General features: G+C 52.4%; 11 protein-coding genes and 5 tRNA genes. 15 read left to right on the forward strand and 1 reads right to left on the reverse strand.

Annotation, left to right across the window (positions count from 1 at the left end; all coding sequences use genetic code 11):
- The first annotated feature begins 58 nt into the window (after positions 1-58).
- The 15 genes from mltB (at position 59) to luxS (ending at position 11,256) form a co-directional block, all read left to right on the forward strand.
- Positions 59-1,138 carry a lytic murein transglycosylase B gene (gene mltB, locus HVZ39_RS05880; RefSeq protein ID WP_032947148.1) on the forward strand — a complete coding sequence of 360 codons (1,080 nt, stop codon included), beginning with the start codon at positions 59-61 and terminating at the stop codon, positions 1,136-1,138.
- 191 nt (positions 1,139-1,329) lie between these two features.
- Positions 1,330-1,827, forward strand: coding sequence for a nicotinamide-nucleotide amidase (gene pncC / locus HVZ39_RS05885; protein WP_016154167.1), 498 nt, complete (start codon positions 1,330-1,332; stop codon positions 1,825-1,827).
- A gap of 92 nt (positions 1,828-1,919) precedes the next feature.
- Positions 1,920-2,984, forward strand: a complete 1,065-nt coding sequence (gene recA, locus HVZ39_RS05890) for a recombinase RecA (protein WP_016154166.1) — start codon at positions 1,920-1,922, stop codon at positions 2,982-2,984.
- A gap of 69 nt (positions 2,985-3,053) precedes the next feature.
- Positions 3,054-3,554 carry a recombination regulator RecX gene (gene recX, locus HVZ39_RS05895; protein ID WP_016157307.1) on the forward strand — a complete coding sequence of 167 codons (501 nt, stop codon included), beginning with the start codon at positions 3,054-3,056 and terminating at the stop codon, positions 3,552-3,554.
- Between the two features lie 128 nt (positions 3,555-3,682).
- Positions 3,683-6,310 carry an alanine--tRNA ligase gene (alaS, locus tag HVZ39_RS05900; protein ID WP_047499455.1) on the forward strand — a complete coding sequence of 876 codons (2,628 nt, stop codon included), beginning with the start codon at positions 3,683-3,685 and terminating at the stop codon, positions 6,308-6,310.
- 238 nt (positions 6,311-6,548) lie between these two features.
- Complete coding sequence (gene csrA, locus HVZ39_RS05905; RefSeq protein WP_000906486.1) at positions 6,549-6,734, forward strand: carbon storage regulator CsrA; 186 nt, start codon at positions 6,549-6,551, stop codon at positions 6,732-6,734.
- A 336-nt stretch (positions 6,735-7,070) separates the two neighbouring features.
- Positions 7,071-7,163 (forward strand) — tRNA-Ser (locus tag HVZ39_RS05910).
- A gap of 3 nt (positions 7,164-7,166) precedes the next feature.
- Positions 7,167-7,243, forward strand: a tRNA-Arg gene (locus tag HVZ39_RS05915).
- Positions 7,244-7,334: 91 nt separating this feature from the next.
- Positions 7,335-7,411: transfer RNA gene (locus tag HVZ39_RS05920), tRNA-Arg, on the forward strand.
- A gap of 192 nt (positions 7,412-7,603) precedes the next feature.
- Positions 7,604-7,680: transfer RNA gene (locus HVZ39_RS05925), tRNA-Arg, on the forward strand.
- Positions 7,681-7,740: 60 nt separating this feature from the next.
- Positions 7,741-7,817: transfer RNA gene (locus tag HVZ39_RS05930), tRNA-Arg, on the forward strand.
- Positions 7,818-7,965: 148 nt separating this feature from the next.
- On the forward strand, positions 7,966-8,532 hold the full coding sequence (yqaB, locus tag HVZ39_RS05935; RefSeq protein ID WP_181633329.1) for a fructose-1-phosphate/6-phosphogluconate phosphatase: 567 nt from the start codon (positions 7,966-7,968) through the stop codon (positions 8,530-8,532).
- Positions 8,529-8,957, forward strand: a complete 429-nt coding sequence (locus tag HVZ39_RS05940) for a YqaA family protein (protein ID WP_003825961.1) — start codon at positions 8,529-8,531, stop codon at positions 8,955-8,957. Before yqaB ends, HVZ39_RS05940 begins: the two co-directional genes overlap by 4 nt.
- Positions 8,958-9,034: 77 nt before the next feature.
- Complete coding sequence (gshA, locus tag HVZ39_RS05945; protein WP_016154161.1) at positions 9,035-10,591, forward strand: glutamate--cysteine ligase; 1,557 nt, start codon at positions 9,035-9,037, stop codon at positions 10,589-10,591.
- A gap of 149 nt (positions 10,592-10,740) precedes the next feature.
- On the forward strand, positions 10,741-11,256 hold the full coding sequence (luxS, locus tag HVZ39_RS05950) for an S-ribosylhomocysteine lyase (RefSeq protein ID WP_016154160.1): 516 nt from the start codon (positions 10,741-10,743) through the stop codon (positions 11,254-11,256).
- A gap of 143 nt (positions 11,257-11,399) precedes the next feature.
- On the opposite strand, the gene emrB is transcribed toward luxS, so the two are convergent.
- The gene (gene emrB / locus HVZ39_RS05955; protein WP_016154159.1) at positions 11,400-12,938 is read right to left on the reverse strand and encodes a multidrug efflux MFS transporter permease subunit EmrB; all 1,539 of its coding nucleotides are present in this window, start codon (positions 12,936-12,938) and stop codon (positions 11,400-11,402) included.
- Positions 12,939-12,952: the final 14 nt, after the last annotated feature.

A 12,952-nucleotide genomic window follows, 5' to 3' on the forward strand; every position in this document is an offset into this window, starting at 1 on the left:
GTGGCGGAGGATGCTTTACCATACTTCTCCCAGGCTGAATTTGTTTAATGGATGTCTCATGTTCAAGCGTCGTTATGTAGCGTTACTTCCCCTTTTCGTATTGCTTGCTGCTTGTAGCAGCAAACCTAAACCTTCAGAGACTCAAACGACTACGGGTACGCCATCCGGCGGCTTCCTGCTTGAGCCACAGCACAATGTCATGCAAACGGGCGGCGATTTTGCCAATAATCCGAACGCGCAGCAGTTCATCGAGAAAATGGTGAATAAGCACGGCTTTGACCGCCAGCAGTTGCAGGAGATCCTGTCGCAGGCCAAGCGTCTGGACTCGGTATTGCGTTTGATGGACCGCCAGGCGCCGACGACTCAACCGCCAGCCGGACCTAACGGTGCATGGCTGCGGTATCGTAAACAGTTCATCACTCCGGATAACGTGCAAAACGGTGTGGCCTTCTGGAACCAATATGAAGATGCGCTGAACCGTGCATGGCAGGTCTACGGCGTACCGCCGGAAATAATCGTTGGCATTATTGGCGTAGAGACTCGCTGGGGCCGCGTGATGGGTAAAACGCGGATTCTGGATGCGCTGGCGACGTTGTCGTTTAACTATCCTCGTCGTGCGGAATATTTCTCTGGTGAACTGGAAACCTTCCTGCTAATGGCGCGAGATGAAAGCGACGATCCGCTCGATTTGAAAGGTTCTTTCGCAGGGGCGATGGGCTACGGCCAATTTATGCCATCTTCCTATAAGCAATATGCCGTTGATTTCAATGGCGATGGTCACATTAACCTGTGGGATCCGGTTGATGCTATCGGTAGCGTGGCGAACTATTTCAAAGGCCACGGTTGGGTGAAAGGCGATACGGTCGCGGTTCCGGCGAATGGCCAGGCGCCTGGGCTGGCGAACGGCTTTAAAACCCAGTACAGCATTTCTCAACTTGCCGCCGCGGGCCTGACGCCGCAGCAGTCTCTGGGTAATCATCAGCAGGCCAGCCTGCTGCGACTGGATATCGGTACCGGTTATCAGTATTGGTATGGACTGCCGAACTTCTACACCATCACCCGCTATAACCACAGTACCCACTATGCAATGGCCGTGTGGCAATTGGGTCAGGCGGTCGCGCTGGCGCGCGTGCAGTAATCATTTGTTATCGGTCTACAGGGGCAATCCCTTGTAGACCGAATAGGCTATCCTGGTGCGTTATCCGGTACTCTTTTGAATGCGGTTTATCTATTTTCTGAATGCCCCTCGTAAAATTGTCTCCTCATCCCCATCTTGGTTATGAAAGTGCTATCTTGTCCGGCATATTTTTTTAACTGACAGAGGCTGAAATGACCGACAGTGAACTGATGCAGTTAAGCGAGCAGGTTGGCCTGGCGTTGAAAGCGCGCGGGGCAACCGTGACGACGGCAGAATCCTGCACTGGCGGCTGGGTAGCCAAAGCAATTACGGATATTGCCGGCAGCTCCGCCTGGTTTGAGCGCGGGTTTGTGACCTACAGCAATGAAGCCAAAGCGCAGATGATTGGCGTGCGCGAAGAGACGCTGGTCCAGCATGGGGCGGTGAGCGAACCTGTGGTGGTGGAGATGGCGATTGGCGCGCTAAAAGCGGCCCGCGCGCATTTCGCTGTTTCGATTAGCGGCATTGCGGGGCCAGATGGCGGCAGTGAAGAAAAGCCCGTGGGGACGGTATGGTTCGCTTTTGCCAGCGCGAGCGGCGAGGGGATTACTCGCCGGGAATGCTTCAGCGGCGATCGCGATGCGGTACGTCGACAGGCGACCGCCTACGCGTTACAAACCCTGTGGCAACAATTTCTACAAAACACTTGATACTGTATGAGCATACAGTATAATTGCCCCAACAGAACATTATCTATCACGTTTCGCGGTTTAACCCGAAAGCGGCATGACAGGAGTAATTAATGGCTATCGACGAAAACAAACAGAAAGCGTTGGCGGCAGCGCTGGGTCAGATCGAAAAGCAATTCGGTAAAGGCTCCATCATGCGCCTGGGTGAAGACCGTTCCATGGATGTGGAAACCATCTCCACCGGTTCGCTTTCTCTGGATATAGCATTGGGCGCGGGCGGTTTGCCAATGGGCCGTATCGTTGAAATCTACGGGCCTGAATCTTCCGGTAAAACGACGCTGACCCTGCAGGTTATTGCTGCCGCACAGCGCGAAGGTAAAACCTGTGCGTTCATCGATGCGGAACACGCACTGGATCCCGTCTATGCGCGCAAGCTTGGCGTTGATATCGACAACCTGCTGTGCTCTCAGCCGGATACCGGTGAACAAGCGCTGGAAATCTGTGATGCGCTGGCGCGCTCCGGTGCGGTTGATGTTATCGTTGTCGACTCCGTTGCCGCATTGACGCCGAAGGCAGAAATCGAAGGCGAGATTGGTGACTCTCACATGGGCCTTGCGGCACGTATGATGAGCCAGGCCATGCGTAAGCTGGCCGGTAACCTGAAGCAGTCCAACACGCTACTGATTTTCATCAACCAGATCCGTATGAAGATTGGCGTTATGTTCGGTAACCCGGAAACCACCACCGGTGGTAACGCCCTGAAATTCTATGCTTCTGTTCGCCTGGATATCCGTCGTATTGGCGCGGTGAAAGAAGGCGACAACGTGGTTGGTAGCGAAACCCGTGTTAAGGTCGTGAAAAACAAAATTGCAGCGCCGTTCAAACAGGCTGAATTCCAGATTCTTTACGGTGAAGGTATCAACTTCTACGGCGAACTGGTTGATTTGGGCGTGAAAGAGAAGCTGATTGAAAAAGCCGGTGCATGGTACAGCTACAACGGTGAGAAAATTGGTCAGGGTAAAGCGAATGCCACTAACTGGCTGAAGGAAAACCCGGCAACTGCGAAGGAAATTGAGAAGAAAGTACGCGAGTTACTGCTCAATAACCCGGATTCAAAACCAGACTTCTCTGTTGATGACAGCGGTGAAGATGTAAAAGAAACGAACGAAGATTTCTGATAATCTGACGTTATCGCACATAGAAGGGCTGCATACCATGCAGCCCTTTTCCATTTCTGAAGGCTCACTATGACAGAAGCAACTTCCCGCCGCTCCGCTTATTCCCGACTTCTTGACCGCGCTGTACGTATACTGGCGATGCGCGATCACAGCGAGCAGGAACTGCGGCGTAAGCTGGCCGCTCCGGTGATGGGAAAAAATGGACCGGAAGACATTGATGCAACGCCGGAGGATTACGACAAGGTCATCGCCTGGTGTATTGAAAGTCGTTATCTGGATGATGACCGCTTCGTTCAGCAGTTTATCTCCAGCCGTAGCCGTAAAGGTTATGGACCCGCGCGTGTGCGTCAGGAATTAAACCAAAAAGGGATTTCGCGGGAAGCCGTTGAACGGGCCATGCGCGAGTGCGAAATTGACTGGGCAGGGCTTGCGCGCGCGCAGGCCATTCGTAAATACGGAGAACCTTTACCTGTAGATTTTTCAGATAAGGTAAAGGTCCAGCGCTTTTTGCTCTACCGTGGCTATCTGATGGAAGATATTCAGGCAATATGGCGAAATTTTGACGATTGAGCGCATACGGGATTTTACTTCCCAGTAAAGAAAACTTATCTTATTCCCACTTTTCGATTGCCAGAGGCGCAGTTTACGTGCCGATGCTGGTAATGACATTTCGTTAGCTTGATTTCTTCAGGATAATTATGAGCAAGAGCACCGCTGAGATCCGTCAGGCGTTTCTCGATTTTTTCCATAGTAAAGGACATCAGGTAGTTGCCAGCAGCTCCCTGGTACCGAACAATGACCCTACTTTGTTGTTTACCAACGCCGGGATGAACCAGTTCAAGGATGTGTTCCTTGGCCTCGACAAGCGTAATTATTCCCGCGCAACCACCTCGCAGCGTTGCGTGCGTGCGGGCGGTAAGCACAACGACCTGGAAAACGTCGGTTACACTGCACGTCACCATACTTTCTTCGAAATGCTGGGCAACTTCAGCTTCGGCGATTATTTCAAACATGATGCTATTCAATACGCATGGGAACTGCTGACCGGTGAAAACTGGTTTGCCCTGCCAAAAGAGCGTCTGTGGGTCACCGTCTATGAAACTGACGATGAAGCCTATGAAATCTGGGAAAAAGAAGTCGGCATTCCGCGCGAACGTATCATCCGTATCGGTGATAACAAAGGCGCGGCTTATGCTTCCGACAACTTCTGGCAGATGGGTGATACCGGCCCTTGCGGTCCGTGCACCGAAATTTTCTACGACCATGGCGACCACATTTGGGGTGGCCCTCCGGGAAGCGCAGAAGAAGATGGCGATCGCTACATTGAGATCTGGAACATCGTCTTCATGCAGTTCAACCGTCAGGCTGACGGTACCATGGAACCGCTGCCGAAGCCGTCCGTGGATACCGGTATGGGCCTTGAGCGTATTGCGGCCGTGCTGCAACACGTTAACTCCAACTATGAAATCGACCTGTTCCGTTCACTGATTGAGTCCGTGGCGAAAGTCACTGGTGCGACCGATCTGAGCAACAAGTCGCTTCGCGTTATCGCTGACCATATCCGCTCCTGTGCATTCCTGATTGCCGATGGCGTTGTCCCGTCGAATGAAAACCGTGGTTATGTGCTGCGTCGTATCATTCGTCGCGCGGTACGTCATGGCAACATGCTGGGCGCGAAGGATACCTTCTTCTACAAGCTGGTTGGTCCGCTGGTGGACGTCATGGGCTCCGCAGGTGAAGAACTGAAGCGTCAGCAGGCTATGGTTGAGCAAGTTCTGAAAACCGAAGAAGAGCAGTTTGCGCGTACACTGGAGCGTGGTCTGGCGCTGCTGGATGAAGAACTGGCAAAACTGTCCGGTGATACACTGGATGGCGAAACCGCATTCCGTCTGTATGACACCTACGGTTTCCCGGTTGACCTGACGGCGGACGTTTGCCGCGAGCGCAACATTAAGGTTGACGAAGCGGGCTTTGAAGCCGCAATGGAAGAACAGCGCCGTCGCGCACGTGAAGCCAGCGGCTTTGGCGCAGACTACAATGCGATGATTCGTGTTGATGGCGCCTCTGAATTTAAAGGCTACGAACACCTGGAACTGAACGGCAAAGTGACCGCGCTGTTTGTTGATGGTAAAGCGGTAGACGCAATTAACGCAGGTCAGGACGCAGTTGTCGTACTGGATCAGACTCCGTTCTATGCGGAATCTGGTGGTCAGGTTGGCGACAAGGGTGAACTGAAAGGCGCAGGCTTCGCGTTTGCCGTGAGCGACACGCAGAAATATGGCCAGGCCATTGGTCACATCGGTAAGCTGTCTGCGGGTTCTCTGAAAATTGGCGATGCAGTACAGGCTGATGTTGATGAAACTCGTCGTGCGCGCATTCGCTTGAACCACTCCGCAACGCACCTGATGCACGCGGCGCTGCGCCAGGTACTGGGCACGCATGTGGCACAGAAAGGCTCGTTGGTTAACGATAAAGTGCTGCGCTTCGACTTCTCTCATACTGAAGCTATGAAGCCTGCTGAAATCCGTGCCGTTGAAGATCTGGTGAATGCGCAAATTCGTCGCAACCTGCCGATTGAAACGAACATCATGGATCTCGAAGCGGCGAAAGCCAAAGGCGCAATGGCGCTGTTTGGCGAGAAATATGACGACCACGTGCGTGTTCTGAGCATGGGGGATTTCTCTACCGAACTGTGTGGTGGTACTCATGCCAGCCGTACGGGGGATATTGGTCTGTTCCGTATTGTGTCTGAGTCAGGCACTGCGGCGGGCGTTCGTCGTATTGAAGCTGTGACCGGTGAAGGCGCTATCCAAACCGTGCATGCTGAGAGCGATCGCTTAAGCGATATTGCGCAGCTGCTGAAAGGCGATAGCCAGAATATTGGTGACAAAGTTCGTTCCGTGCTGGAGCGTACGCGTCAACTCGAAAAAGAATTGCAGCAATTGAAGGAACAGGCTGCGGCGCAGGAGAGTGCAAATCTCTCCAGCAAAGCGGTTGATATCAATGGCGTGAAGCTGCTGGTCAGCGAACTCGCGGACGTTGAGCCGAAAATGTTGCGTACCATGGTTGATGATCTGAAAAATCAACTGGGGTCTACCGTTATCGTTCTGGCAACGGTAGTGGAAGGTAAGGTTTCTCTGATTGCGGGTGTGTCTAAGGATGTGACAGATCGCGTGAAAGCAGGGGAACTGGTTGGAATGGTCGCTCAGCAGGTAGGCGGTAAGGGTGGTGGTCGTCCGGACATGGCGCAAGCCGGTGGTACGGATGCTGCGGCTCTGCCAGCAGCGTTAGCCAGTGTGAAAGGCTGGGTCAGCGCAAAACTGTAATAATTATAAGCGTAAGTCGACGCTGCGGACTTCAATCCGCAGCGTTTGTATCAACGCTATCGACAACGATAAAGTCAGGTTGAAGTTGTGTATATCGGCTAAACTTAGGTTTAACAGAATGTGATGCCGTGACTGCTTACACTTAGGTGTTTGTCATCGCTTACTTTTTGGCGTTATATGATGGATAATGCCGGGATACAGAGAGACCCGACTCTTTTAATCTTTCAAGGAGCAAAGAATGCTGATTCTGACTCGTCGAGTTGGTGAGACCCTCATGATAGGCGATGAGGTCACCGTGACAGTTTTAGGGGTGAAGGGCAACCAGGTGCGCATTGGCGTAAACGCCCCGAAAGAAGTTTCTGTCCATCGTGAAGAGATCTACCAGCGTATCCAGGCTGAAAAATCCCAGCAGTCCAGTTACTAAGGTTTTCGCGTCTCACCTTTCTGGTGAGGCGCAACCTGATTGAATTATCCCTTTTCTTCTCTTTTCTTCTTCGTCTTCCTCATTTTTTCGATTCCCATCCGCGCATTGCCTTTCCCTGCGATTTTTCCGTTTGTTCATTGCCTCAGGAAATTGCTAATTTATCTGTTGATAAAACACTCTTTTTGCCGTTTTTGCAGACTAATTGCGCGTGAAATGTGCAAACGATAAAAGCGCTGGAAAAATTGTTTGACTTATAAGTCCCAGAAAGTAATATGTGCGCCACGCAGCGACGATGAGCAGAAACAAGTTCTTCGAAGCACTCGCAAGAGGCGTGTTGGTGAGGTGGCCGAGAGGCTGAAGGCGCTCCCCTGCTAAGGGAGTATGCGGTCAAAAGCTGCATCCGGGGTTCGAATCCCCGCCTCACCGCCATTTGCATCCGTAGCTCAGCTGGATAGAGTACTCGGCTACGAACCGAGCGGTCGGAGGTTCGAATCCTCCCGGATGCACCATCTTCTCTGCAATAGCGCATTAGCGTTGTTACAGAAAATCGATATCACTTTAGCAGCGATATCAAATCTGCAGTAAGTAAGTTTCCCTGATGCATCCGTAGCTCAGCTGGATAGAGTACTCGGCTACGAACCGAGCGGTCGGAGGTTCGAATCCTCCCGGATGCACCATCTTCTCCGAGATAACAGCAAAACTGTTGTTTCATGGTCTGCGAGATAATCGTGAGCACCAGGGAGGATAACGTTGCTTCAGCAACGGCCCACAGGGCGAGGCGCAGCCGAGTAATCCTCCCGGATGCACCATCTCTTACTTGATATCGCTCATTACGATATCAATATCGGCAGCAAAGCAAGTTTCCCGATGCATCCGTAGCTCAGCTGGATAGAGTACTCGGCTACGAACCGAGCGGTCGGAGGTTCGAATCCTCCCGGATGCACCATCTTACTTGATAGCGCTTTAGCAGCGACATCAAGTCTGCAGTAAAGCAAGTTTCCCTGATGCATCCGTAGCTCAGCTGGATAGAGTACTCGGCTACGAACCGAGCGGTCGGAGGTTCGAATCCTCCCGGATGCACCATCTTCTCCGAGATAACTCCCGGATGCACCATCTTCTCTCCTTTGAATCATTTCCACATACTCCCGGAACACCCCTTAATTCGCTGTCAGCGACAAAATCAATCAATTACGATAAAATAACGTCTGGTCATTCGGCTTGTGAGAAGACGATGTACGAACGTTATGCGGGTTTGATTTTTGATATGGATGGCACCATCCTGGATACCGAGCCAACGCACCGTAAGGCGTGGCATGAGGTATTGGGGCATTATGGATTACGTTTTGATGAACAAGCCATGGTCGCCCTCAATGGCTCCCCAACGTGGCGTATTGCCCAGTCGGTAATTGAATTGAATCATGCCGATCTTGACCCTCATGCATTGGCGCGTGAAAAAACCGACAAGGTGAGAAACATGCTGCTGGATAGCGTCCAGCCTTTGCCATTGGTTGACGTCGTGAAAGCCTGGCATGGTCGTCGTCCTATGTCGGTAGGTACGGGGAGTGAAAGCGCGATTGCGGAAGCTCTGCTCGCACACCTTGGGCTGCGTCGCTATTTTGATGCTGTAGTCGCAGCCGATCACGTACAACACCATAAACCTGCTCCTGATACGTTTTTGCTCTGTGCCGAACGTATGGGTGTTGCTCCGGCGCGCTGTGTCGTATTTGAAGATGCCGATTTTGGGCTGCAGGCGGCGCGTGCCGCAGGAATGGACGCGGTGGATGTCCGGTTATTGTGAGTGATGGACTATCGCTCCTGTCACTGTTTGCCAGCAGTTTTCTCAGCGCTACGCTATTACCCGGCAATTCTGAAGTTGTTTTAGTTGCTTTGCTGGTCTCTGGGGTAAGTCATCCCTGGGTCTTAGTCTTAACAGCAACAATGGGTAATAGCCTTGGAGGGTTAACTAACGTTATCCTTGGGCGTTTCTTTCCATTGCGTAAAACATCGCGCTGGCAAGAAAAAGCCACTGGCTGGCTGCGGCGCTATGGCGCTGTCACACTATTATTAAGCTGGATGCCGGTTGTGGGTGATTTACTGTGCCTGTTAGCTGGATGGATGCGCATCTCGTGGGGTCCAGTACTTTTTTTCTTATGCCTTGGCAAGGCGCTGCGCTATGTAGTTGTCGCAGCGGTTACGACGCAAGGCATTATGTGGTGGCACTAATTGTGTTGTGAGATAGCCTTCAGGGTAACCAATACCATTATGCTAATTAAAACGATTTTGACAGGCGGGAGGTCAATTTGATCCCGGACGTATCACAGGCGCTGGCCTGGCTGGAAAACCATCCTCAGGCGTTAAAGGGGATTCAACGTGGGCTGGAGCGCGAAACGCTGCGCGTTAATGCAGATGGGTCATTAGCAACGACAGGCCATCCTGAGGTGTTAGGCTCAGCGCTAACGCATAAATGGATAACCACTGACTTTGCCGAAGCGCTGCTGGAGTTTATTACGCCTCCAGGCGACGACATTGAGAAAATGCTCACGTTCATGCGCGACCTGCATCGGTATACCGCCAGGAACCTGGGCGACGAGCGTATGTGGCCGCTGAGCATGCCTTGCTATATTGCCGAAGGCCAGGATATCGAACTGGCACAGTACGGTACGTCGAATACCGGTCGTCTGAAAACGCTGTACCGTGAAGGCCTCAAAAACCGTTACGGCGCGCTGATGCAGACTATCTCCGGCGTACACTACAATTTCTCATTGCCGATGGCTTTCTGGCAGGCGAAATGTGGCGTAACGGACGGCGAAGATGCTAAAGAGAAGATCTCCGCGGGTTACTTCCGTCTGATCCGCAACTACTACCGTTTTGGTTGGGTGATCCCGTATCTGTTTGGCGCCTCTCCGGCCATTTGTTCCTCTTTCCTGCAAGGAAAACCGACAACCCTGCCGTTTGAAAAAACCGACTGTGGGATGTATTACCTGCCGTATGCGACGTCGCTGCGCCTGAGTGATTTGGGCTATACCAATAAGTCGCAAAGCAATCTCGGAATTACGTTTAACGATTTGCATGAGTATGTGGCAGGATTAAAGCGCGCGATTAAAACCCCTTCCGAGGAGTACGCGGCGATCGGTCTGGAGAAGGACGGTAAGCGTCTGCAAATCAACAGCAACGTTCTGCAGATTGAAAATGAGCTGTATGCGCCTATTCGCCCGAAACGCGTCACTCGTCGTGGCGAAACGCCTTCTGACGCGCTTTTGCGTGGCGGTATTGAGTACATTGAAGTTCGCTCACTGGATATCAACCCGTTCTCACCGATCGGCGTGGACGAGCAGCAGGTGCGCTTCCTCGATCTGTTTATGGTCTGGTGTGCGCTGGCCGATGCCCCGGAAATGAGCAGCGATGAATTGCTGTGTACGCGTAAAAACTGGAATCGGGTGATTCTCGAAGGTCGTAAGCCTGGGCTGACGTTAGGTATTGGCTGTGAAACAGCCCAGTTCCCGCTGCCTAAGGTAGGGAAAGATCTGTTCCGTGATCTGAAACGCGTGGCACAAACGCTGGACAGCATCGATGGGGGAGAGGAGTATCAAAAGGTCTGTGATGAACTGGTTGCCTGTTTTGACAACCCAGAACTGACTTTCTCTGCCCGCATCCTACGGTCTATGATTGATGAAGGCATTGGCGGCACGGGTAAAGCGCTGGGTGAGGCTTACCGAAATCTGCTGCGTGAAGAGCCGTTAGAAATATTGCAGGAAGCGGAATTTATTGCTGAAACCGAGGCTTCAAAGCGTCGTCAGCAGGAGATCGAAGCGGCTGATACTGAGCCGTTTAGCGTGTGGCTGGAAAAGCACGCTTGATACAAAAGAAAAAGGCCACTCGGGAGTGGCCAAAATTTCATCTCTGAAAACAGGGATGATGATAACAAATGCGCGTCTTTCATATACTCAGACTCGCCCCGGAACAAAGAGTTCAGATTATTTTCAAAAAATTTATCGGAGGTGGCTAAATGCCGTTGTTAGATAGTTTTACTGTCGATCACACCCGGATGGAAGCTCCCGCGGTCCGGGTTGCAAAAACGATGAACACCCCGCATGGCGACGCAATCACCGTGTTTGATCTGCGTTTCTGCATTCCGAACAAAGAAGTGATGCCTGAGAAAGGTATCCACACGCTGGAACACCTGTTTGCAGGTTTTATGCGTAACCATCTCAACGGCAACGGCGTGGAGATTATCGATATCTCTCCGATGGGATGCCGCACTGGCTTTTACATGAGCCTGATTGGTACGCCAGACGAGCAGCGTGTTGCCGACGCGTGGAAAGCGGCGATGGCGGACGTGCTGAAAGTGCAGGATCAAAACCAGATCCCGGAGCTGAACGTTTACCAGTGTGGCACGTATCAGATGCACTCTCTTAGCGAAGCACAGGATATCGCACGTCATATTCTGGAGCATGATGTACGCGTTAACAGCAATGAAGAGCTGGCGCTGCCGAAAGAGAAACTGCAGGAACTGCATATTTAGTCATACTGATTAGTTGTTCCAGTATTTAAATTAACCTCGGCTTATAACCGGGGTTTTTTATTGCCTCCCGTAAACCATCTCCCTGGGAGGTGGTTTACGGGAGGCAATAAAAAAGGGATCCGCAGATCCCTTTTATCAGATATTTAGTGCGCGCCACCGCCGCCGCCGCCCGCACCGAAGGGTGGCTTGGCAAACCACACCAGGCCAAGCAAGACCAGGAAGATCCCCGCCGACATCCAGAAGATTTCGTTGGCGGAAATAATCAGCCCCTGATTGGTGATCTGCTGGGCTATCCAGCCTGACGCCTGCTGGTGCGTCATCCCTAAATCCTGCAGCTTATCGTACATTGCCTGCGCGTTTGGATTGTAGGGATTAACGGATTCCGTTAACTGCGCATGGTGAAGTGACTCACGGTTAGTCCACATCGTCGTCGTAATTGATGTGCCAATAGAGCCGGCCAGCGTTCGCGTAAAGTTCGACAAACTTGATGCCGCGGCCAGACGCTCAGGTGGTAAGCCGGACAGCGTGATAGTCGTCAGCGGCATAAAGAAGCAGGCTACCGCGAAACCCTGAATAAACTGTGGCCAGGCCGATGCGCCAAAGTCCATACCTGGTTCGAACGTCCACGCACGCCAGTAGAAACAGACGGCGTACATAATAAAACTGAACGTGACTAACCGACGCATATCAAGCTTGTGCGCGAAGCGGCCGATAATCGGCGATAAGATCACCGGAATCACCCCAACCGGCGCTGACGCCAGACCGGCCCAGGTTGCCGTATAGCCGTATACCTCCTGCAACAGCTGCGGCAGCAGGACGATTGCGCCGAAGTAGAGCATATAGGCCAGACTGATACACAGACAGCCGATGGTAAAGTTGCGCGACTTAAACAGCGAGAGGTCGACAATGGGGTGCTCGTCGGTAAGCTCCCAGACGATCAGGAAGCTGATGGCGACCACGGCGACCACCGTCAGGATGATAATCTCCTGAGAGGCGAACCAGTCCAGCTCTTTGCCGCGGTCGAGCATAATCTGCAAGCTGCCGATACCAATGACCAGCAGGGCCAGACCAATGGCATCGATGCGCCGCTGCTCGGTTTTGGTTTCCCGACCGCGCAGGGTTTGCAGGGTCATCAATACCACCGCAGCACCGATTGGCACGTTGATGAAAAATATCCAGCCCCAGTGATAGTTGTCGCTGATATAGCCCCCAAGAATAGGGCCGCATATCGGGGCAACAATCACCGTCATCGACCATAGCGCCAGAGCGATAGAACGTTTGGCGGGAGGATAGTTATTCAGCAATAAGCTTTGTGACAGCGGAATTAATGGCCCGGCGACAATCCCCTGGATTACGCGGAAGAAAATCAGCATGTTCAGGCTGGTGGACATCCCGCATGCCCATGACGCAATGACGAAGGCGATAGTTGACCACATGAATAGCCTTACTTCGCCAAAGCGCTTTGCCAGCCAGCCGGTGATCGGAATCGAGATAGCGTTCGCCACCCCGAATGAGGTGATCACCCAGGTTCCCTGGCTCAGTGAAGAGCCGAGGTTCCCGGCGATAGTGGGGATCGCCACGTTAGCAATGGTGGAGTCCAGCACCTGCATGAATGTCGCCAGGGACAGCGCGATCGTCATAATGACGAGCTGCGCGCCTTCCAGCGGTTTTTGCTGTTGCATCACACGCACCTTTG

This window comes from Citrobacter sp. RHB35-C21, from assembly GCF_013816515.1.
Lineage (GTDB): Bacteria > Pseudomonadota > Gammaproteobacteria > Enterobacterales > Enterobacteriaceae > Citrobacter > Citrobacter braakii.

What these genes read in the sequence shown, in the direction of transcription:
- emrB (WP_016154159.1), bottom strand. Translation starts at nt 12,938, where the DNA reads ATGCAACAGCAAAAACCGCTGGAAGGCGCGCAGCTCGTCATTATGACG.
- luxS (WP_016154160.1), top strand. Translation starts at nt 10,741, where the DNA reads ATGCCGTTGTTAGATAGTTTTACTGTCGATCACACCCGGATGGAAGCT.
- recA (WP_016154166.1), top strand. Translation starts at nt 1,920, where the DNA reads ATGGCTATCGACGAAAACAAACAGAAAGCGTTGGCGGCAGCGCTGGGT.
- yqaB (WP_181633329.1), top strand. Translation starts at nt 7,966, where the DNA reads ATGTACGAACGTTATGCGGGTTTGATTTTTGATATGGATGGCACCATC.
- mltB (WP_032947148.1), top strand. Translation starts at nt 59, where the DNA reads ATGTTCAAGCGTCGTTATGTAGCGTTACTTCCCCTTTTCGTATTGCTT.
- recX (WP_016157307.1), top strand. Translation starts at nt 3,054, where the DNA reads ATGACAGAAGCAACTTCCCGCCGCTCCGCTTATTCCCGACTTCTTGAC.
- alaS (WP_047499455.1), top strand. Translation starts at nt 3,683, where the DNA reads ATGAGCAAGAGCACCGCTGAGATCCGTCAGGCGTTTCTCGATTTTTTC.
- csrA (WP_000906486.1), top strand. Translation starts at nt 6,549, where the DNA reads ATGCTGATTCTGACTCGTCGAGTTGGTGAGACCCTCATGATAGGCGAT.
- pncC (WP_016154167.1), top strand. Translation starts at nt 1,330, where the DNA reads ATGACCGACAGTGAACTGATGCAGTTAAGCGAGCAGGTTGGCCTGGCG.